The sequence below is a fragment of the Salinigranum rubrum genome (assembly GCF_002906575.1).
GTDB classification, from domain to species: Archaea; Halobacteriota; Halobacteria; order Halobacteriales; family Haloferacaceae; genus Salinigranum; species Salinigranum rubrum.
Map to the genome: position 1 here is coordinate 30,152 of NZ_CP026312.1, position 20,605 is coordinate 50,756.

General features: G+C 62.6%; 23 protein-coding genes and 1 pseudogene. 14 read left to right on the forward strand and 10 right to left on the reverse strand.

Features of this window, described 5'->3' with window-relative positions; translation table 11 throughout:
• Positions 1–31: 31 nt before the first annotated feature.
• Together C2R22_RS23325 and C2R22_RS23330 are read right to left on the reverse strand one after the other, a co-directional pair.
• Positions 32–1,129 (reverse strand): saccharopine dehydrogenase family protein, encoded by a 1,098-nt coding sequence (locus C2R22_RS23325; protein WP_103428157.1) that lies wholly within the window; start codon positions 1,127–1,129, stop codon positions 32–34.
• Positions 1,126–3,132, reverse strand: coding sequence for a heavy metal translocating P-type ATPase (locus C2R22_RS23330; RefSeq protein WP_103428158.1), 2,007 nt, complete (start codon positions 3,130–3,132; stop codon positions 1,126–1,128). The genes C2R22_RS23325 and C2R22_RS23330 overlap by 4 nt, the downstream gene beginning before the upstream one ends.
• 102 nt (positions 3,133–3,234) lie before the next feature.
• Here C2R22_RS23330 and C2R22_RS25450 point away from each other — a divergent pair, with 102 nt between their 5' ends.
• Positions 3,235–3,378: a hypothetical protein gene (locus C2R22_RS25450; protein ID WP_162562644.1), complete on the forward strand. Its 144-nt coding sequence runs from the start codon at positions 3,235–3,237 to the stop codon at positions 3,376–3,378.
• Between the two features lie 264 nt (positions 3,379–3,642).
• Here the strand turns inward: C2R22_RS25450 and C2R22_RS23335 are convergent, their stop codons facing one another.
• Complete coding sequence (locus tag C2R22_RS23335; protein WP_103428159.1) at positions 3,643–3,840, reverse strand: CopZ family metallochaperone; 198 nt, start codon at positions 3,838–3,840, stop codon at positions 3,643–3,645.
• 131 nt (positions 3,841–3,971) lie between these two features.
• Here C2R22_RS23335 and C2R22_RS23340 point away from each other — a divergent pair, with 131 nt between their 5' ends.
• The 5 genes and pseudogenes from C2R22_RS23340 (at position 3,972) to C2R22_RS23360 (ending at position 9,339) form a co-directional block, all read left to right on the forward strand.
• On the forward strand, positions 3,972–4,571 hold the full coding sequence (locus C2R22_RS23340) for an AsnC family transcriptional regulator (RefSeq protein WP_103428160.1): 600 nt from the start codon (positions 3,972–3,974) through the stop codon (positions 4,569–4,571).
• Between the two features lie 458 nt (positions 4,572–5,029).
• Positions 5,030–7,635 (forward strand): annotated as a pseudogene (locus C2R22_RS23345) (heavy metal translocating P-type ATPase).
• 20 nt (positions 7,636–7,655) lie between these two features.
• A complete protein-coding gene (locus C2R22_RS27715) occupies positions 7,656–7,880 on the forward strand; it encodes a DUF7123 family protein (RefSeq protein ID WP_103428161.1) in 225 nt (74 codons plus the stop codon).
• On the forward strand, positions 7,877–8,878 hold the full coding sequence (locus C2R22_RS23355; RefSeq protein WP_103428162.1) for a DUF63 family protein: 1,002 nt from the start codon (positions 7,877–7,879) through the stop codon (positions 8,876–8,878). The genes C2R22_RS27715 and C2R22_RS23355 overlap by 4 nt, the downstream gene beginning before the upstream one ends.
• A 2-nt stretch (positions 8,879–8,880) precedes the next feature.
• Positions 8,881–9,339: a hypothetical protein gene (locus tag C2R22_RS23360; protein ID WP_103428163.1), complete on the forward strand. Its 459-nt coding sequence runs from the start codon at positions 8,881–8,883 to the stop codon at positions 9,337–9,339.
• A gap of 49 nt (positions 9,340–9,388) precedes the next feature.
• Here C2R22_RS23360 and acnA read toward each other — a convergent pair whose 3' ends face one another.
• Together acnA and C2R22_RS23370 are read right to left on the reverse strand one after the other, a co-directional pair.
• Positions 9,389–12,169, reverse strand: coding sequence for an aconitate hydratase AcnA (gene acnA / locus C2R22_RS23365; protein WP_103428164.1), 2,781 nt, complete (start codon positions 12,167–12,169; stop codon positions 9,389–9,391).
• A gap of 101 nt (positions 12,170–12,270) precedes the next feature.
• On the reverse strand, positions 12,271–13,002 hold the full coding sequence (locus C2R22_RS23370) for a S16 family serine protease (RefSeq protein ID WP_103428165.1): 732 nt from the start codon (positions 13,000–13,002) through the stop codon (positions 12,271–12,273).
• Between the two features lie 146 nt (positions 13,003–13,148).
• Between C2R22_RS23370 and C2R22_RS23375 the strand changes: the two genes are divergently transcribed.
• On the forward strand, positions 13,149–13,682 hold the full coding sequence (locus C2R22_RS23375; protein ID WP_103428166.1) for a hypothetical protein: 534 nt from the start codon (positions 13,149–13,151) through the stop codon (positions 13,680–13,682).
• On the opposite strand, the gene C2R22_RS23380 is transcribed toward C2R22_RS23375, so the two are convergent.
• Positions 13,675–14,100, reverse strand: a complete 426-nt coding sequence (locus C2R22_RS23380) for a hypothetical protein (RefSeq protein ID WP_162562645.1) — start codon at positions 14,098–14,100, stop codon at positions 13,675–13,677. The two genes, C2R22_RS23375 and C2R22_RS23380, sit on opposite strands and share 8 nt — an antisense overlap.
• Before the next feature lie 60 nt (positions 14,101–14,160).
• The gene (locus C2R22_RS23385) at positions 14,161–14,826 is read right to left on the reverse strand and encodes a plastocyanin/azurin family copper-binding protein (RefSeq protein ID WP_103428246.1); all 666 of its coding nucleotides are present in this window, start codon (positions 14,824–14,826) and stop codon (positions 14,161–14,163) included.
• Positions 14,827–14,942: 116 nt separating this feature from the next.
• Between C2R22_RS23385 and C2R22_RS23390 the strand changes: the two genes are divergently transcribed.
• The 7 genes from C2R22_RS23390 to C2R22_RS23420 all read left to right on the forward strand — a co-directional run bounded on the left by C2R22_RS23390 (position 14,943) and on the right by C2R22_RS23420 (position 17,835).
• Positions 14,943–15,293 (forward strand): winged helix-turn-helix domain-containing protein, encoded by a 351-nt coding sequence (locus C2R22_RS23390; RefSeq protein ID WP_103428168.1) that lies wholly within the window; start codon positions 14,943–14,945, stop codon positions 15,291–15,293.
• 2 nt (positions 15,294–15,295) lie between these two features.
• Positions 15,296–15,580 (forward strand): DUF7521 family protein, encoded by a 285-nt coding sequence (locus C2R22_RS23395; RefSeq protein WP_103428169.1) that lies wholly within the window; start codon positions 15,296–15,298, stop codon positions 15,578–15,580.
• A gap of 3 nt (positions 15,581–15,583) precedes the next feature.
• Positions 15,584–15,859, forward strand: coding sequence for a DUF7521 family protein (locus C2R22_RS23400; RefSeq protein ID WP_103428170.1), 276 nt, complete (start codon positions 15,584–15,586; stop codon positions 15,857–15,859).
• A gap of 72 nt (positions 15,860–15,931) precedes the next feature.
• Positions 15,932–16,333: a DUF302 domain-containing protein gene (locus C2R22_RS23405; RefSeq protein ID WP_103428171.1), complete on the forward strand. Its 402-nt coding sequence runs from the start codon at positions 15,932–15,934 to the stop codon at positions 16,331–16,333.
• Positions 16,334–16,335: 2 nt separating this feature from the next.
• Positions 16,336–16,698 carry an SHOCT domain-containing protein gene (locus C2R22_RS23410; RefSeq protein ID WP_103428172.1) on the forward strand — a complete coding sequence of 121 codons (363 nt, stop codon included), beginning with the start codon at positions 16,336–16,338 and terminating at the stop codon, positions 16,696–16,698.
• 5 nt (positions 16,699–16,703) lie between these two features.
• A complete protein-coding gene (locus C2R22_RS25455) occupies positions 16,704–17,477 on the forward strand; it encodes a hypothetical protein (RefSeq protein ID WP_162562646.1) in 774 nt (257 codons plus the stop codon).
• Entirely contained in the window at positions 17,431–17,835 is a 405-nt protein-coding gene (locus C2R22_RS23420; protein ID WP_103428174.1) for a helix-turn-helix domain-containing protein, read from the forward strand. Before C2R22_RS25455 ends, C2R22_RS23420 begins: the two co-directional genes overlap by 47 nt.
• A 179-nt stretch (positions 17,836–18,014) precedes the next feature.
• Here C2R22_RS23420 and C2R22_RS23425 read toward each other — a convergent pair whose 3' ends face one another.
• The 3 genes from C2R22_RS23425 to C2R22_RS23435 form a co-directional block, all read right to left on the reverse strand.
• Complete coding sequence (locus tag C2R22_RS23425) at positions 18,015–18,536, reverse strand: DUF4188 domain-containing protein (RefSeq protein WP_245903117.1); 522 nt, start codon at positions 18,534–18,536, stop codon at positions 18,015–18,017.
• Between the two features lie 13 nt (positions 18,537–18,549).
• Positions 18,550–19,587 (reverse strand): alpha/beta fold hydrolase, encoded by a 1,038-nt coding sequence (locus tag C2R22_RS23430; protein ID WP_162562647.1) that lies wholly within the window; start codon positions 19,585–19,587, stop codon positions 18,550–18,552.
• A 109-nt stretch (positions 19,588–19,696) separates the two neighbouring features.
• Positions 19,697–20,545 carry a hypothetical protein gene (locus C2R22_RS23435; RefSeq protein WP_103428177.1) on the reverse strand — a complete coding sequence of 283 codons (849 nt, stop codon included), beginning with the start codon at positions 20,543–20,545 and terminating at the stop codon, positions 19,697–19,699.
• Positions 20,546–20,605 lie beyond the last annotated feature (60 nt).

The window sequence follows — 20,605 nt, forward strand, 5'->3', positions numbered from 1 at the left end:
AGGGGCAAGGAGACGGAGGGACTGTACGCCCTCAACGTACGAGAGTGCCCGCTTCCCGGATCTGTTCGCTGTTCGTGAGACGATACCCATGTTCTCGCAAGGCATCGAGAACCGGCTCGGGTTCGAGAACCTCGTGGACGTGGTGAACCCCATCAGAGAGCGTCGTATCCCGGGTAGCCAACGACACAGTTGCCGCCACGATACCCGTCACTCGACTCTGTTCTCGTCCGTCGACTGCCGTCGTCAGCGTCTTCGCGGTCGAATGCTGCTGCCCATCGACCTCGACCGTCACGGCAAAGCCGTCCCCGCCGACCGAGAGTGTCGAGACGAGTTCCGTTAATCGGTCGAGCCCAATCGCCTCGACGGCTGGTCGGTACAACCCGAGCTGTGAGAGCCCATAGGCAGCCGAGGTGACGGCTCGGGAGTCGAAACACAGGTACGTTCTGGCTGGCACGTCGAGCGTTCGGTGGAGGACGTGCTGATCCGCGAAGTCGAAGCTGTAGGCCCGCCGCCGGCCATACCGAGGGAACTCGACCGACTCTGGATTCGAAAAGCCACGGACAGATTCGGAGTGTCCCGCTCTGGGGACCTCGAACTCTCGACCGATTCGTTCGAGCGTCCATCGACTTGCCGCGGGACCGAACGCTTCCCCGAGGCCGAGGAGCACGCCAATCCGGATCTCTGAGACCGTCGACAGCTGGTCAGCCATGCGTTTCGCGAGCAGGTTCGTGATGCCTGGTGCGAGTCCGACGCTCAGTATCGCTGTCGCACCATTGTCTCGCGCGACATCGTCGAGTTGTTCGACCTTGCGGAAGAACTCGTCGGAGGCTGTGATGTCGATATAGTCGATTCCCCGTTCGAGACACGCCTCGACGAACGCTGTCCCCGACTGATCCACGCACATTACGACTTGGTCCAGATCTTCGAGGACACGGGTGTACGAATCCGTCTCCTGGAAGTCGAACTCGACACCAGAGACGTGGTCTCCGAACTCACCAGCGACGGCGTTCGCTTTGATCCCGTCGCGACCAGCGATAATCACTGCGCTTGGATCGTCAGGCGCAGTGGCCAGTTCTTCCGCTATCGTGCGACCGACAGATCCGTAGCCTCCGACGATCAGCGTCGTCATGCCGAGAGGTCGACTCCCCGGAGTCGGCGGGCGTTGATTGCGACGATGATCGTCGACAGCGACATAAACACGGCACCGATGGCCGGCGACAGCAGAATCCCGATGGGTGCGAGGATTCCCGCAGCGAGAGGCAGCGCGAACACGTTGTAGCCGGTCGCCCAGACGAGATTCTCCTGCATCTTCCGGTAGCTCGCCTTCGAGAGCTTGATGAGACGGACCACGTCGAGGGGATTGTTGTCGACGAGGATGATGTCACCCGACTCGATGGCGACGTCGGTTCCCGAGCCGATGGCGATGCCCACGTCAGCTCTGGTGAGCGCTGGCGCGTCATTGACGCCGTCGCCAACCATCGCGACCAGTTTCCCCTCGGACTGGAGCTGTTCGACCTTCGTGTCTTTCTCCTCCGGGAGCACCTCAGCGAAGTACTGGTCGATGCCGAGTTCTTCAGAGACGGCCTTCGCGACGTCTTCGCTGTCCCCCGTAAGCATCGCCACCTCGATGCCCATCCCGTGCAGTGCCTCGATGGCCTGTCTGCTCTCTTCCCGAATGACGTCGGCCAGCGCGAACGCCGCGACGACCTCGGATTCGTCGTGAATCAGATAGATAACTGTCTCTGCGTTCGATCCGGCTTCCTCGGCGAAGACGGTGATGTTGTCGGGTCGGTCGATGCCGAGTTTCTCGATTAGGTTGGGGCCACCCAGGTGGACCGTCTCGCCGTCTCGCGGGTCGCTGCGCTCCCCGCTCGCCTGTTCGGAGCCGCTTCGCGGCTCCAACTCGACGGTGGCTCTGACGCCGAGGCCACGGAGGTTTTCGAAGCTCGAGACCTTCGCCCGTTGAATGTCACGTTCGGCGGCGGCGTTCCGGATAGCGCGAGCGATCATGTGTTCGGAATCACCTTCGACGCCCGCCGCGACCTCGAACGCCCGCTGTTCGTCCCAGTCGCCTGCCGTCTCGACGCCGACGACGCCCTGCTCGCCCTTCGTGAGCGTCCCGGTCTTGTCGAACATCACCGTATCGAGGTTCCGGGCCTCCTCCATGGCGATACGGTCGCGGATGAGCATCCCGTTCTGGGCAGCCGTGGAGGTGTTGATTGCCACCACGAGCGGGACGGCCAAGCCGAGGGCGTGTGGACACGCGATAACGAGGACTGTCACGACGCGCTCGAGGACGGTGATGTTGAACCCGACCGCGACGACCCACGCAACGGCCGTAATCGCCGCGACGCCGAGTGCGACGTAGAACAGCCAGCCAGCTGCCCGGTCGGCCAGCAGTTGCGTGCGGGATTTGGACTGCTGGGCCTCGTCGACCAGTCGCATAATGCCTGCCAGCGTCGTCTCGTCACCGGTCTTCGTGACGCGAACGCGGAGGCTGCCGTCCTGGTTGACCGTACCAGCGACGACTTCTGACCCGGGTTCCTTGTCGACAGAACGAGACTCGCCGGTGATCATCGATTCGTCGACCGAGGACTCCCCCTCGACGACTTCCCCATCCGCAGGTACACTCGCACCCGGACGGACGAGAACGACGTCGTCCTCGCCGAGTTCGGAGACAGGAACCTCTTCCGTGTCCCCACTCTCGGTGACGCGCTCGGCGATGTCGGGCATGAGCTTCGCCAGCTCGTCGAGCGCCCCGGACGCCTGCCGGACCGACCGCATCTCCATCCAATGGCCCAGCAGCATGATGTCGATCAGCGTGACGAGTTCCCAGAAAAAGGGCGTCGTCCCCGGGAGGAACAGACTCCCGATCGAGTAGACGAACGCGACGGTGATGGCGAGCGAGATGAGCATCATCATCCCCGGCTCACGGTTCTCGAGTTCCGTCCGGGCCATCGAGAGGAATGGCACCCCACCATATCCGAAGACGATCACCGCGAGAACGGGCGTGATCCAAGCGCTGCCAGGGAATGTCGGTGCCGTGTACCCGAAGACATCCTGGATGAACTCGCTGAAGAAGATGACTGGCACCGAGAGGACGAGCGACACCCAGAACCGCCGGCGGAACATCCCTTCATGGCCCGTGTGGTCCGTGTGGGCTCCGTGATCGTCGTGTGAACCCCCTTTGTGACCGTTCGCCCCGTGGTCGTGCGTTGCGTCTCCGTGGTGAGTGTGTTCGGGTTCGGCTTGGCGGTGATCGTGCTCGGCTTCGTGCTCGTGCTGTGCGTGTTCGTCCGGGTGTTCAGATTCCGTGGTGGCCTCATCCGCCGCAGTGTGAGCTTCGTGCTCCGAGAGGTGGGACTGCTGCTCGGATGACGCGTGGGCTGTTGCTCGCGCTCCAGCATCTGCTTCTAACCGGCAAATTCGACAACAGTAGACGGATCCTTCGGATCGATGCGGTGGGTGAGGCTCCGGTTTGGGAGCCTCGGAATGGCCGTGGTCTGGATGATTGCTCATGTCGTGGGGTTTGATGCCGTTTCTCATTGTATTGTCCAGACCCTGACACTGCGCAGTGCCATCGAGAGGGTCGGAATCGAACGAGAACGGCGGGGCGTTCGTCGGCGTTCGTTCCGGCGTGTCTCAGGCGTGGGCGGTGTATCCAGCGTCCTCGACGGCTTGAACGAGTGCCGTGACGTCGGCGTCGCCATCGACGCTCGCCTGTTCGGCTTCTCGGTCAACGGCCACGTCGGTCACACCGCTTACCTCTCGAAGTGCTTCTTCGACAGTCTGTTCGCAGTGGCCGCAAGTCATTCCCTCGACGGTGATGGTCGTCGACATACACGAATACGTACGACCCCCACTCTTATGCGGATTTTCCCTTCGAAGCAGCGATTCAAGGGCCATTCAAAGTTTGGAATCAAAGCGGATAGCACCGAGATGCTTTAGTCACTCGTTGCCGTTGGCCCACTATGCGCGATCTCGACGAAACCGATCTGGAAATCCTCCAGCTCCTGCTGTCGAACGCTCGTCGACCATACAGTGATATCGCGGACGCCGTCGGTCTCTCGGCACCGGCCGTGTCGGATCGGGTGGCGAGACTGCAGGAGAGGGGCATCATCAACCGATTCACGCTCGATGTCGACCGCTCGCAACTCCGGAAGGGGATTCCTGTGTTGCTGACGCTGGATATCGCCTCGGACAGTCCGGGAGTCGCGTCGATCAAAGATGTCCTGCTCGACGAGGGCGCGGTCGAACACGTATTCACCACCGCTGAAGCCGATCTGGTCGTCTATGCACGCGTTCCGGACAATGACGTTTCGAGCTGGCTCGACGACACGCTCGAAGACGGCGCAATCGCAGATTTCGGAGTGACGCTTCTAGCAGGCGCTGATTGGTCGCCCGATCTCGGCGGGACGGAGTTCGCCCTCACCTGTGCACAGTGTGGGAATACAGTCGATAGCGAGGGTACAGCGACCCGCATCGACGGGGAGTTGTACCAGTTCTGTTGTCCCTCGTGTGAATCCCGGTTCGAGGAGAAATACGAGCAGCTTCAGCAAGGGGCCGATTGATTAGTAAAGTCTAGCGTGTCATAGAATCGCTCCCAACGAATTGTGTTCACTCTGCTATTCTGCGAATCGAGCGTTAGATAGATGTGCGTGTCTATGACCAAAAATACCGATATAGGAGGTAGCCCACCACAGCAAGCGCTAGAAATACGATGAAAACGTCTCCCAGACTAATCATATCCGGAAACGACCCACCGGGGTGCGCTTGTAACAGCACGTGTCTGGGTCATCCCGACGAAATATCAATCTTCTACCAGCCTTTCTTTGGGTGAAGGGAGAAATGTTCGATTGCTGACTACACTCCCTGTATCTATCACTTCAGTCACTTCAAAAAGTACAACAAGAGTTCTATGACACGTTCAAGATCTACTAGACTGCTTTGGATTCGAAATTTCACACCCTCATTCACCGAACATCTGAAAGGACAAACCGATTGAAGAAGGGGGCCGTATGAGTATGTAATGAGTACGCGGAAAAGCCACATCGACATCCAGGGGATGAGTTGCGCGAACTGCTCGCAAACCATCACTGACGCCGTCGAGTCCGTAGATGGCGTCTCGGAGGCGAACATCAATTTCGCGACCGACGAGGGGAGTGTCGAGTACGACCCGGACAACGTTTCACTCGGCCAAATATTCGATACTATCGAGGACGCTGGCTACTCACCGGTCACGGATTCGGTGAGCATCGGTATCACGGACATGTCGTGTGCGAACTGCTCGGAGACGGTGCAGGACGCGCTCGAACGGACTCCCGGTGTCGTCACAGCGGACGTGAACTTCGCGACCGACGAGGCACAGGTCACGTACAACCCGGCCGAGGCGAGCCTCACGGACTTCTACGACGCTATCGAGGACGCTGGCTACTCACCCGTTCGCGAGGACGCCGAAACTGGAGATGGATCAGGAGGTGACGCGAGAGAGGCGGCCCGGCAGGAGGAGATCAGGCGACAGTTACGGCTGACGCTGTTCGGTGCGGCGCTCGCGGCCCCGATGCTGTTCTTCCTCGCCGAGAAGTTCCTGCTCGGTGGTGGCGTCCTCCCAGAAACGATTCTCGGGATCGAATTCGGCTGGGCAGAGTTCCTGCTGGCGACGCCCGTTCAGCTGGTACTCGGCTGGCCGTTCTACAAGAACTCCTACAAGGCGCTCGTGAAGAACGGTCGCGCCAACATGGACGTGCTGATCGCGCTGGGCTCGACCACTGCGTACGTCTACTCCGTCGCAGTCTTGCTCGGCGTAATCGCCGGCGGGCTGTACTTCGACACGGCGGCGCTCATCCTCGTGTTCATCACGCTGGGCAACTACCTCGAAGCTCGCTCGAAGGGTCAGGCCGGCGAAGCGCTTCGGAAGCTCCTCGAAATGGAGGCCGAGACGGCCACTATCGTCGACGAGGACGGCAACGAGGAGGAGATCCCGCTTGAGGACGTCGAGGTGGGCGACCGGATGAAGGTCCGACCCGGTGAGCAGATTCCGACTGACGGCGTCGTCGTCGACGGGCAGTCGGCTGTGGACGAGTCGATGGTGACCGGCGAGTCCGTCCCTGTCGAGAAGAGCGAGGGCGACGAGGTGGTCGGGTCGACTATCAACGAGAACGGCGTGCTCGTCGTGGAGGCGACGAAGGTCGGCAAGGACACGGCGCTCCAGCAGATCGTTCAGACGGTCAAGGAAGCCCAGTCGCGCCAGCCCGACATCCAGAACCTCGCAGACCGCATCTCGGCGTACTTCGTGCCGGCAGTCATCGCGAACGCCGTTCTCTGGGGCGTCGTCTGGTATCTGTTCCCCGAAGTCCTCGTCGGAGTTGTCGACGCGCTTCCGCTTTGGAGCCTCGTTGCTGGCGGTCCCGTCGCTGCCGGCGGCGTATCGGTCTTCGAGTTCTCTATCATCGTCTTCGCGTCGTCGGTGCTCATCGCCTGTCCCTGTGCGCTCGGACTCGCAACGCCGGCGGCGACGATGGTTGGAACGACTATCGGCGCACAGAACGGCGTCCTGTTCAAGGGCGGCGACATCCTCGAACGGGCGAAGGACGTCGACACGGTGGTCTTCGATAAGACGGGCACGCTCACGAAAGGCGAGATGGAGCTGACCGACGTGGTCGTCTTCAACGGAGACGGCCAACCGGTTGCAGACGGTGGGGACCCTGCCGCCGATGGGGGCCAGCTAACTGCACAGGAGCGACTCAGCGAGGACGACGTGCTGCGGCTGGCAGCCACCGCCGAGAGCGGGAGCGAACATCCGCTCGCTCGCGCTATCGTCGACGGTGCCAGAGATCGTGGCATCGACGTGACCGACCCCGAAAGCTTCGAGAACGTCCCGGGCCACGGCATCAAAGCGACCGTCGGTAACAGTGAGGTGCTGGTCGGGAATCGGAAGCTGCTCCGGGACAACGGGATCGACCCATCGCCCGCCCAGGAGACGATGGAACGCCTCGAGAACGAGGGGAAGACGGCGATGCTCGTCGCCTACGAGGATGAACTCGTGGGTGTGGTCGCCGATGCCGACACGGTCAAAGAAAGTGCGAAAGACGCCGTGAGCCAGCTGCAGGAACGCGGCGTCGACGTGATGATGATCACCGGCGACAACGAGCGGACCGCCCGCGCGGTCGCCGAGCAAGTCGGCATCGACCCCGAGAACGTCCGCGCGGAGGTCCTCCCCGAGGACAAGTCCGACGCGGTCGAGGCCATTCAGGACGAAGGCCGGAAGGCGATGATGGTCGGTGACGGCGTCAACGATGCGCCTGCGCTCGCCGTCGCGTACGTCGGCACGGCCATCGGCTCAGGGACGGATGTCGCCATCGAGGCGGCGGACGTGACGCTGATGCGCGACGATCCGCTCGACGTGGTGAAAGCCATCCGTATCTCGGACGCCACGCTCGCGAAGATTAAGCAGAACCTCGTGTGGGCACTCGGCTACAACACCGCGATGATCCCGCTGGCGTCGCTGGGCCTGCTCCAGCCCGTGCTTGCGGCCGGCGCGATGGCGTTCTCCAGCGTGTCGGTGCTGTCGAACAGCCTGCTGTTCCGCCGGTACACCCCGATCACGACTACAAACTGCTCGGAAAACTCCGCTGAACGCCAAAGCCACTTGATCCATGTCATCTATTTCCCGCCGCACGGTGCACGCGTACCTCGTTGAGACGGCCGATACCGAGCCCACGTATCTTCGGGCTCGGGATATCGCTAGCGATCTCGATGGATCGCCGAAAGCCGTCGCACAGTATCTGAGTCAACTCCAAGACGACCTCACCGACGTGTCGCTCGAACAGTGGGGGCGCTCGAAAAGTATCACGTGGCGAGTAGAGGTGAACGAGTCGTGAGCACCGTCACTCGGCGCGTCGAAACCGTCCTCCCCGACACCGGGACTCGGGAGTGGTGGGTGCTGTTTCTGCTTGCCCCGGTCGCCCTCATCGGTGCTGTACTCCTCGCGTTCCCGACGCTCGTCTACGACCGATTCGTCTGGCAGTACCTCTGGGGCCCGGTCGTCGCCGACGCTGCCGGCCAACCAGTCACGCACGAGGGAATACGGGCCGTCAGCGGATACAACGCCGTGAACACGGTGACCTATCTCGCGGCAGTCGTGTACAGCCTCCCCGGCCTCCGAGCGTATCTCGACGCCCTGAACGTTTCGTTCGACACTCGACTCGCGTACGGGTTCGCGCCGATCATCGTCGCCGGCGGGGCGATGCGCGCCCTCGAGGATATCGGACTGCTCGGCGACTACGCGGTGTGGTTCATCACGCCGTCGATCTACTTCGTCGTCACCGCCGTCACTGTCCTCTCACTCGGCGTCGGAGCACTCGCACGCGACCGGGATATTGGGTCCGTCCCGTCGACGGTCGGACTCGTCGGATCGGTCTGGGCTGTCGGAGCCGTCGGATGGGCACTCTGGTACGGGCTCTCAACGACGGCTCCACTCCGCCTGTGGGTGCCGGTCGCGACGACGGGGATCGCCCTCGGCGTGACCGCGCTCTACTACTGGGGGACGAACTTCGTCGACGGCACACAGCTCCGGCACCCACTCTTCCTGCTGGCCGTCTTCGGACAGACGTGGGACGCCGCACAGAATCTCATCGGCGTCACGTTCCTCGGCTATTCCCCGAAGCTGGTCATCACGAATTTCGTCTATCAAGCGACTGGCTTCTCCGGATCGACGTTCGTGCTCAAACTCCTCGTGACCGGCGGGATCGTCTGGTACCTTGCGGACGCGAAAGACGAGATGAGTCACACCTGGTGGTGGCTCATGACGTTCTTCATCGGGGCGATCGGGCTTCCGATGGGCGTCCGTGGGTCACTTCGGATGATGCTCGGAGTCTAACAATGGATTCGATGAACACCAACGATACAATACGGCAGTACGGCGCGGCAATCGCACTCGTCTCGGGCCTCTACTCGCTGATCTCAGCGACTGGTGGCACCGGGATGATGGGCTCGAACAGCGGACTCCTCATGGCCCTGCTCGGCGTCGTCGTGGTCGTCCACGGTGTCGTCCTGCTGACGCCCTATGTGGATCGGCTCGGGAACGCGAGTGGTCCCCTGATGATCGGGTATTCACTCGTGATGTTGCTCAACCAGGCGCTGGTTGGTGTTACCGGCAACGCGAACTGGGGTATGGGAAGTGGTATGGGGTCCGGAATGGATGGCGGAATGACCGGTGGTATGGGATCGACGATGACCGCCGGTATGGGGTGGGACCTCGGTATGGTCGGACTCGCGGTGCTGATGCTGATTAGCGGTGTTATCATGACGAACCGCTCTGGTTCGGAGAACGGTATATAACCTGCCCACCGGGTGTACGATACGATACGTTGCTCTGGAGAGAGGTGGGCTACTCCTCCGTGAGCAACCGACGGAGCACCAGATGAAGGATGCCACCGTTCTCAACGTATCGAACGGCCGCAGGCGTCCCGACCTGCGCCGTGACCGGGAATTCGACCGTCGAGCCGTCGGCGCGTTCTGCAACGACTGTGAGTTCCTCGTTCACATCAAGACCGTCGTCAAGGCCGTGAATCGCAACCCGTTCCGAGCCATCGAGACCGAGCGATTCCCACGAGTCGCCCTCGGCGAACTGGAGCGGGAGGACACCCATGCCGACGAGGTTGTCTCGGAAGATCCGTTCGTAACTTTCGGCGATGGTGGCACGAACGCCCAGGAGGTCGGTCCCCTTCGCGGCCCAGTCGCGACTCGACCCAGTGCCGAGTTCCTCGCCGGCGAACACGACGAGCGGCGTGTCGTCCGCTCGATAGCGGCGGCTCGCCTCGAAGACGGTCGTCTGCTCGCCCGTCGGCTGGTGAATCGTGTAGCCGCCCTCAACGTCGTCGAGCATCTCGTTCTCGATGCGGACGTTGGCGAAGGTGCCGCGCATCATCACCTCGTGGTTGCCCCGACGGGCACCGTAGGTGTTGAACTCGTTGGGTTCGACGCCCTGCTCGACGAGCCACTCACCGGCCGGTAGCTCGCGAGAGAACGGTCCTGCCGGGCTGATGTGGTCGGTTGTGACCGTATCGCCGAGCAGCATCAGCGTGCTGGCGTCTTCGATATTCGCGACACTCGGTTTCTCCAGCGGGAAGTCCTTGAAAAAGGGCGGCTCGCGGATATACGTCGAGGAGTCGTTCCACTCGTAGACGTCCCCGCTCGGCGCATCGAGCGCCTCCCAGCGTTCGTCACCCTCGAACACCTCGGCGTACTTTTCCTCGAACATCGAAGCGTCCACGCTCTCATGGACCGCCGTGTGGATTTCGTCGGCGTCCGGCCAGATGTCGGCGAGGTAGACCGGGTCTCCGTTATCGTCCGTCCCGAGTGGGTCCGTTTCGAGGTCAATGTCCATCTGACCGGCGAGTCCATAGGCGACGACGAGCGGTGGGCTGGCGAGGTAGTTCGCCCGCACTTTCGGGTGAATGCGCGCCTCGAAGTTCCGGTTCCCGGAGAGCACGCTCGTCGTCCAGAGGTCGTGCTCGTCGATTGCACGCTCGATGGGTTCGGGAAGTGGACCGGCGTTCCCGATACAGGTCGTACAGCCGTAGCCGACGACGTTGTAGCCGAGGTCCTCAAGATAGGGGAGCAGGCCCGACGCTTCGAGATATTCGGTGACGACGCGACTACCCGGTGCGAGACTGGTCTTGACGTACGCCGGGACATCGAGCCCACGCTCGACGGCGTTGCGGGCGAGCAAGCCAGCTGCGAGCATCACGGACGGGTTCGACGTGTTTGTACAGCTGGTGATGGCACTGACGACGACGCTCCCGTGTCCGATTTCGGTCGTCTCGCCGTTCACGTCGACTTCGACGCGTTTGTTGAGGTCACCGACATCCGGCTCCGGCAGATCGGGGTCGGGCCGGTCGTCGTCGGAAGCGCTGCTTTCGCCGAGCCATCGAGTGAGCGCGTCTTCGTCGACATCGTCGAGTTCGTCCTCGAGTTCGCCGTGAACCAGCCCCCGGAAGTGGGTCTTCATGTCTTCCATCGGGACGCGGTCCTGCGGGCGCTTCGGGCCAGCGAGACTCGGGGTGATCGTCGAGAGGTCGAGTTCGACCGTCTCAGTGTACTCGGGATTCTGTTCACCGAACAGCCCCTGTGCGTCGAGATATTCACGAACCAGTTCGATGTGTTTCTCCTCGCGGCCAGTGAGTTCGAGGTAGTCCAACGTCGCCTCGTCGACGCCGAACATCGAGATGGTCGAGCCCTGCTCGGGGGCCATGTTCGCGATGGTCGCCCGATCGGGAACGGTCAGGTTCGCGACGCCCGGCCCGAAGAACTCGACGAATCGGTCGACGACCCCAACCTCGCGAAGCTGTTCGGTGACGTGCAGCACGAGGTCGGTCGCGGTCGCGCCCTCCGGAAGTTCGCCGGTGAGACGGACGCCGACCACCTCGGGAAGTTTCATCGTGATGGGCTGGCCGAGCATCGCGGCTTCGGCTTCGATACCACCGACCCCCCAGCCGACGACGCCGATGCCGCCGATCATCGGCGTGTGGCTGTCCGTGCCGACGAGCGTATCGGGGAGGAGCCAGTTCTCGCCGTCGCGCTCACGAGCGTGGACGACGCGACCCAGATACTCGAGATTCACCTGGTGGACGATGCCCGTCCCCGGCGGGACAACGCGGAAGTCGTCGAACGCCTGCTGTGCCCACTTGAGCGCTCGATAGCGCTCGCCGTTGCGTTCGTACTCCAGTTCGACGTTGCGCTCGTAGGCGTCCTCGCTCCCGAAGAAGTCGACCTGCACGCTGTGGTCAATCACGAGGTCGATTGGAATCTCTGGCTCGACGACGGCAGAATCCTTTCCCTTCCGGTCAACTGCGGAGCGGAGCGCTGCGAGGTCGACGACGGCAGGAACACCGGTGAGGTCCTGCAAGACGACCCGCGACGGTGTGAACGGGAGCTCGACGTCCGGCACGTCAGGTTGCCACGACGCGACGTTCCGAACGTCCTCGGCGGAGATCGTGTCGCCGTCGACGTTCCGGAGGACGGATTCGAGGAGGACGCGGATGCTGACCGGCAGATGATCCAGTTCGCAGAGCCCCGCCTCTTCGAGGGCGGTGAGGTCCGCCATCTGGTAGGTATCCCCGTCGAACTCGAGCTCGCGTATCGCGTCGAAGGGATCGATTTCAACCATACCCTGAGCTACGCCGACCTGGCTCTTGAATCGTTTCCCGTGAGCGATCTGACGACTGGATTAGCGCTCCCATGACTCTAGTCGGTCGTGGGGCGCTCCGGTCACAGAATCCGGTCGAGTGCATCTGTAATCGAGGGGGATTCGACGATTCGGAGCCCTTGAACAGCCACGTCCGTCGGTGCGCCCGCCGGGACGATCAGCTCCCGTGCGCCGACTGCTCGCGCGGCGCGGGCTTTCGTCTCGATCCCGCCGACGGGGAGCAACGCGCCTGCGTCGTCGACGATTCCCGTGATGAGCGTCTCCTGTGAGAGTGACCGCTGGCGGAGACTGGCGACGAGTGCGACGGTGAGCCCGGCCTCCCAGCTCTTCCCGCGGAGTGCGAGCACGCCAGAGGAGGGGGACTCGAACGTGACGTGCGTCGCCGTGTTGGTGAGCGAACCCCCCGTGAGACGCGTGGCCGCCTCCCTCGCCTCTCGGAGCGCAAGCTGGAGGTCGTGACGGACCTCGATCCCGTTCAGATTCACAAATAGCTCACCCTCCCCGTCGGTGAACTCCACCTCGAACGGGACGACGAGGCCGTCGTCGGAGCCGTCGACTGCTGGGAGATAGTACCGTGTTGGTGCGGGAAGCGTGGCCCCACCCGCAAGCGTCGCCAGCGACTGAAACCCTTCTCCCGCTCGCGTGAGGCCGAGAACCGCCCCAGCGCCGCCGCCCCCGAGGCCGAGTCCTGCGAGGAACCCCCGCCGTGACAAGAGCGTCTCTTCGACCCGACCGATCACGTCGCGCTCCGTATCGGACGGTCGAGAGACGGCAGCTGAGTTGTCGGAGGACATGATGGTGTGTCAGGTGGTTGCGCTCTAATTCCGTGCTACAGTGTAACAGGGGCGCGATACTAAAGACTCTTTGCAGCACACGTTTCCGAACGGGTACGCCTATCTCGGTCGCGCACCGACGGATAGACACAGTCTCGTCACCACGTATGACGCTCCAGGATCGGTCACTGGTCGGGCTCGTGGGTGTGAGCAGCGTCGTGACCGGGGTCGGCGTGTGGATCGCCTATCAGTTCGAACTCCTCTTGCTCGGAGCGACGGCTGTCGCCACCTGGACACTCCTAGTCGGACTCGTCGAAGAAGCGTTCGTCCGATTCGTCCCGCTGATACTCGTCTTCTACGGCTGGAGTTACCGTCGGGGGACTCTCCTCTCGAAAACAGAGGGACTACTCGCGACCGTGGCCTCCGGGCTGACCGTTGCGCTCCTCGAACTCGTGCTCAAACTCGAGTATCTGTCGCGGCTGGAGGCGACAGTCCGGTTCGACTCGCTCGTGCTCCCGCTGGTGTTCGTCCACCTGCCGTTCGCGTTACTCGCCGGGCGGTTCGCGTACGCGCTCGGCGAGCGAATTCACGGCTCCGACGACATCGGGCTCCCATCACTCTCTCGGCGAACCCTGGCGGCGCTCGTGCTCGGGTATCTCGCCCTCGCATTCGCCCACGTCGGGTACAACGTACTCATCTGAGAGCCGCTCGAACAGAGGGAAGTACTGCAAGACCGACGATCACCACACCCTGGACGAGGTGGGGATACTGCAACCGTTTCCCGAATCCGATGACGACCCCTTCGACGAGGACCCAGACGACGAGCGCGACGCCGACGGCGATGGCCGCCGGCCACGCCCATCGTTTTCGACGGAAGAGGCCGTACACGACGACCAGCGGGAACACGCCAAGGATACTGAACAGAATGAGACCGGGAACCAGATAGCTCTCGAACGGCGAGTTAGCCAGAAGCGTCGGCGAAATGCCGATAAGACGCCCCGAGGGTGCGAGGATGAACTGTCCGCCACCGACAATCCCCGACACGCCGAGCACACCAATCGTCGCGATGAGTGCCCAGAGCGCGGGTGGTCGATCTTGTTGCTGTGTTGAAATGCCCATCCGTCGACGCTCCTCGGCCCTGATGGGAAGTGCTTGCTACGGTGGCAAAGCTATGTGGGTCTACTGGCTGTCCTCTTCGTGGTCGTCGCCGAGTGCCGTCTGGATCATCCCGTTCAGCTCGTCGAGCTTCTCGCGGACGCGCTCGGGCTTGTCGGCCGGCGGCTCTTCGAGTGCGACCTGCTCGTGGGGGTCCGGCTCGCCGACGATGACACTGCCGATCATCCCGAGGCTCTCGTGGGGCGTACAGTAGTAGTGGTAGACGCCCTCGGTCTCGAAGGTGTGTTCGAACGTCGCACCCTGCTCGGAGACGATGCCGCTGTCCCACGTGGCTGCGCCGTCGGGAACGAGCTGGGGCTGGTCGTTGTCGGGGTGGTAGGCGGTCGTCGAGTGACTCCCACTCTCGTTGTTCCAGGTGACGGTTCCCCCGACGTTCACCCGCACGACGTGGGGCTCGAAGTGGTAGCCGCCGTCCTCGGTGATCATCCGCACCTCGGCCGTATCCGTGGGTGCGCCGACCGCCTCGTCGTGGCCATCCTCCCCGTCGTCGTGGCCGCTCTCGTCCTCGCTGTGTTCGGATTCCGCGGTGCTGTCGTCGTGTTCGGTGTCGGTCGGCGTGCCGTTCGCCGCCCCATCGTTGGTTTGCGTCCCGGTACAACCCGCGAGCCCAACAGCCGCTGCACCACCGGTCAGCTGGAGCATCCGTCGGCGCGTGAGTGGGTCGGTCATAGCATCGGTCACCTTGCATGTGAGCCTACACGGGCTGGTCATAAAGACCGCCAACCAGATTTGCTGACTCAGCAAATCGCCGTTTCTTTATATACTCCTCCGAAGAAACGTGAGTTGTGAACGAGGAGCGGGACACGTCGGCGATCTTCGCCATCCTCGACGACGACTATGCACGCGCGATCCTTGAGGCGACTCGTCGCGAGCGGCTCTCAGCGAAGGCGCTCAGCGAAGAGTGCGATATGTCTGTCTCCACCGTGTCCCGCCGGGTCAACATCCTGCTGGAGCACGACCTCCTCGAAGAACACACCCACGTCGACCCTGACGGCCACCACTACAGCGAGTACGAAGCGCAACTCGAAGGAGTCGATGTCGAACTCCGAGAGACGGGGTTCGACGTGCGCGTTGAACTGCGCGAGGACGCCGCCGACCGGTTCACCCGCATCTGGGACGAAATGAGAAACGAGTAACCATGCACGCTGAACTCATCATCGCGAAGTTCGTCACGATGGTCCTCGGGTTTCTGATCGCTTATCAGGCCTACCGAGGCTACCGCCGCAACAACAGTCGACCGATGCTGTACGTCGCCATCGGCTTCGTGTTCGTCAGCTTCGGGGCCGTCATCGAGGGCATCCTGTTCGATGTCGTCGGACTCACCCTCTCGGATGCAGCGACCATCGCAACGGCCATCGTCGCCATCGGGATGCTCACTATCCTGTATGCACTCTACGGCGGGCCGAGGGAAATGGAGGGATAGCTGATGGTCGACACCGCGACTGCGATTCTCGTCCTCGTTCGCGTGCTCGTCCTCCTGCTGGGTGTGCTCATCACGTACTATAGTCTCCAGGCGTACCGACGGACGGGGACGCCCTATATGCGGAACGCGACACTCGGGTTCGGCATCATCACCGTCGGCGTCTTCCTCGAAGGCGTCCTGTTCGAATTCGCCGGGCTCGATCTCGCCGTTGTCCACATCGTCGAGTCGGTCGCAATCGGGCTCGGGTTCCTCGTCCTCCTGCACTCGCTCCGACAGTAACCCTTCCATGGTTCGAGGGACCAGTCGTCACGCCGCAAGCCATTTATCCTCGCCCCATCAATATTGTATCGTATGCACTATACAATGCAGACCTCCGTCGACGGGGAGTTCGACGCGGTCGTCGACGCGACGGTCGATGCGCTCGAAGACGAAGGATTCGGCGTCCTCTGTGACATCGACGTTCGGGAGACGCTCAAGCAGAAACTCGACGAGGAGTTCCGCAGCTACCGTATTCTCGGAGCGTGTAATCCCACACTGGCGCATCAGGCGCTCGAAGAAGAGCTCGGGCTCGGCGCGCTGCTCCCGTGTAACGTGGTGGTGTACGAGACCGACGACGACGAGGTCGCCGTTCGGGCTGTCGACCCAGAACGGCTGGTGGGCGTTGCGGACAACCCAGCACTCGACTCGGTCGCCTCCGAGGTCCACGGGCGCTTCGAGCGCGTCTTGGCCGCCGTCGAAGCGGGGTCGTACTGACGATGGTGGAGACGAGCCAGCGCGACCTCACGACGCTCTTACTCGTCCTGCTGGGCGTGGTCGTCCTCTGGCCCATCGTGATGATGGGCTTCGGCGGCATGATGGGGTACGGCGGTATGGGCTTCGGTGGGATGATGAGCGGACCGTACGGCGGGAGTGGGGGGTTCGGCGTTCTCGGGATCGTCCTGCAGCTCGCCGTCCTGCTCGTGCTCCTCGGTGGCGGCTACCTGCTCGTTCGCCGCGTTCTCGACCAGCAACAGTCACACGACACGGCACTCGAGGAGCTTCGAGTCGCGTACGCGAGAGGCGACCTCTCCGACGAGGAGTTCGAGCGACGCCGGGAGACGCTCGAATCGAGCGAGTGATTCAGGTGACGTCTTCACTCGGTCGCCGTGCGTTCCTCTCGACCGCTGCTGGCGCGACCGTTGCGCTCGCTGGCTGTGTCTTCACCGGGACACCCGGCGCTCGGAGAGAAGCAGACGTGACGCTGTACGTCGGCTCGTACCACTGGGGGTTCGTCCTGCTCGACGAGACCGGTACCGAACAAACACAGTGGGAGGTCAACCGCGGTGATGTCGTCGAGATCGTGGCGTTCAACACGGGTGCAGGAAGAGCACTGGAGGCGCTGCCGGTCGCCGTGCGCGATGCAGTTCCCGACCACGAGACGCTCGAGGCGCGGAACGAAGAACAGATTCCGTCACCGTCCGGTGGCGACCTCCACGAGGCGCTCGAAGTCGCGAACCGACGGTATCCCAACCACAGTCTGGCCGTCAGGCCGTCAGGCCGGAATATGGGGGGTGGGATGGGTGGCGGGATGATGCTCCACCCGGTTCCACTCCCCGGGGATGCCACGTCGCCGACGGTAGCACGACTCACCACCCCCAGCGCGGGGACTACACACTCAGCTGTCTCACCGACTGTGGCTACGGGCATCCCTACATGGAACTCGACGACGCGCTCCTCGTTCGATAAAGGGACCATCGAACGTCTGGACAGGCTTTCGCAGCCGGCTGGGTCGGCACAGCGATTCCCGGTCTCGCACAGTATTGTCTTTCTCGTGCAAACGCTTTTTCCTCCAGCGTCCCTATTTCGTCTCGATGACCGATTCGATGAGCGAGCTCCTCCGACAGGACATGACCTGTGAGGGGTTGTTGGAGTGTTTCCACGGGCTGAAAGAACTGGACAAGGAAGTCTTTCGAGTGGTGACACAGAGTGACGACTCTCTGACCGTGGACGAGATCGCGGAGCAGATCGACCGTGAACGCTCGACTGCGTACCGGTCGGTCCGGCGACTGATGCAGACGGGATTCGTCCAAAAAGAGCAGATCAACTACGAACAGGGTGGGTACTACCACGTATATCGACCGACTGATCCCGATGTCATCGCCGACGAAATGCAGCGACTCCTCAACGACTGGTACGCCAAGATGGGACAGTTGATCGGGGAGTTCAGGGAGACGTACGCCGACACGGCGTCACAATCCGCTGCCGCTGAATCGTGAACTTCCTCGGAGTCAAGTCCCGAGGCACTCGCCTTGAAAACCTGTAGAATAGGTTCTGTTGAAACCCTCGCTACCTGATAGAACCGGCGTGCGAGAGACAGAGGATGAGTTCAGCAGCGCGGTACGACATAGAACGGTACGGTCCCTGTTTCTGAAGCGAAGGTCACTCCCTGGCTCCGCTATTCATTGTCATCGGCATCCTCCGATCGGTGCCCGTCGCCCGGTATCGAGCGCCCCGTCGTCATGCCAAAACGGCGCGTGTGCTCCGCCATCGGGACAAGTTCTGTCAGACTGCCCAATCCCTTGGGGGGCATGTCCCGGTAGAAGGTCTCGTAGTTGCCGTTCTCGATCAGGTAGATCTCGGCCCAGAAGCCGACTTCACCGTTTTGCAGGTTCTCGTTGACCCACTTCCAGGCCGGGACGTGCATGTCGTTCGGGTCCTGTGCAAACCGCTGGAGGTCTTCGAGCGACCGCCAGTATTGGATCGAGCCGCCCCCGCGGAGACCCTGCAGGGCAGGCTGATACCCGAGGAAGCCGCTGTCGGGGTCGGCCGCCAGTTCCTCGAACATCACACCTATCTTCCGACCCGCGCGGATCCACTTGTGGACGGCCCGGAGCTTGTTGAGTCGAAATCCGTTGATGTAGATCACGAAATCGCCGTCTATCTCCGCAGCCATCCGGCCCCTGATTACTTTCGACATAGTATCCTAATAGTCACGCGTTCTCACCGAGGAATCCACGAACCAACTCACCACAGGCTTCGGGGGCATCCAACCACGGAAGGTGTCCAACCCCCGCTTCGTGGAACTCCGCGTCCCGGAAGTGTTCCGCACCGGCTCTCCCCGTCTCGATGCTCCCGAACGGATCGTTGCCCCCCCACAGGAGCAGGACTGGCGAGCGAATCTCCCGGAGGTCCTTCGGCTGCAACGACGGTCCAGGGCGGTTTCCCCAGAACCCCATTACACTCTGAATCAGGCTCGTCCAGGAGAGTGTGAAGTACGGCAGGTTGTCCATCCGATACGTCGCTTCGGCGTACGCTTCCGGGAGTCCCGTCGCCGTCTCCTCCGGATGCCCGTTCCGTTCCCATCCTTCCCGGACATCCGCAGTATTGTCGGGTTGGACGACGTTTTCGAACATCACGCCACTAATCATGGGGAGCGATGCGATACGCTGGGGCACGTCCACGTTCTCCCCTGGGAACGTCGCGGGCGTCCCGAGGAGGGCAATGGGTCCCACGCGCTCCGGGTGGGCGAGCGCGAACCGGAGGGTCCAGAGCCCGCCCATCGAACTTCCGACGATCGGGGCCTCGTCGAGGTCGAAGTTGTCGAAGAGCGCCTTCGTCGAACTCGCAGCTATCTCCCGGAGCGGTCGTGTTCGGTGATCGATCCCGTCGCTCAGACCACCGCCCGGGCGGTCCATGACGTATGCGGTGTACCCTTCCAATTCGGGAAGGAGCGGGAGCCACTTCATCCCCTCACCGATTCCACCGGGAATCACGACGACCGGCGGGCCTGCCCCGACCTCGACGACCCGGATTTCGAGGTCCAACTCCGGTACCCCGACGAGATGCTCGCTGAAATCGAGCCCGTAGTGTTCGTACGCCCGCTTTTCGGCCACGCGGGCCGCCCGTACCGTGGGGTCGTCCCTGTCGAGCGGATAGGCGACCTGTTTCGATCTGCCCGGTCCACCGAGACACCCTGCTACCGATCCGAGTGCTGCCGTCCCGGTGAGGGCTGCCCCGGTTCGAAGCACCCGTCGACGTGTATACGTACTCGGTCGGCCCTGGTCGTGAGTCGGTTCGTCGATCGTTTCCCTTGTCGGTGTGACAGATAGTTCGGACATGTGATTGCGTGGTGATGGATCAGGCCGGTTCGGCCTCGGTCTCCGCTCTCGGCTCGATGGCCTCGGCGTCGCCACGGCGGACGTACTCGACACCCGCTACGAACACGACGGCCCAGAGGAGCAACAGCGAGCCCGCGAGCGGACCGACGCTGGACTCGCCGGTCGGGAACGCAATCGACACGACCCCAACGTAGCCAGCGAGCAGACCAGCGCTCCAGGTGGCAAACCGCCAGTCGCGTCGGCGGAAGACGGCCAGCGCACCCATGAGCACGACGAGGAACGCGACTACAGCCATCCCGCCGTAGTGGACGAACAGCGCGTGCTCGTCGACGCGCCCGATCTGCTTCGCTACCTCGAACCCGGCGTAGACCAGCAGGGGAATCGCGGCGATGACGTACAGCCCAACGAGTCGACGGTCGAGGGACTCGACCCGGTCGAACCGGGCGAGCGAGCGGCCTGCCGGGTGGAGCACGAGCGCGGCGAGCGCGAGGGCGCTCCCGATCAAGAACCCCTCGAACAGGAATGAGCCTGCGAGGAACGCCATGACCGCGATGGAGACGGCAGCGACGAGCGGTGGCAGGATGGTGTTGACGCGGTCGGTGGGGTGATACAGCAAGAGCGCCATCGGGATGATGAAGGCGAACCAGATCAGCGCGGCGACCGTCATATCGTGGACCTGGTGGATCCCCATCTCCTGGAACCACCCGGTGGCCGGGGAGACCAGGAGGTAAGTGGGCGTCATTACGAGGTTGGTCATGATAATCGCCAGCGCGACGAGGGTGAACGCTACGAACCGAATCTTGCCAGCGGTGCTCAGCGATCCGAGTCGGGAGCCGCTGATGTCTGATGATCTGTTGATGGTAGTCATGGATGACCGTCCGAAGAAACGCCGTTTGAACATATCGTGATGCCGACTGGTAGAATTTCA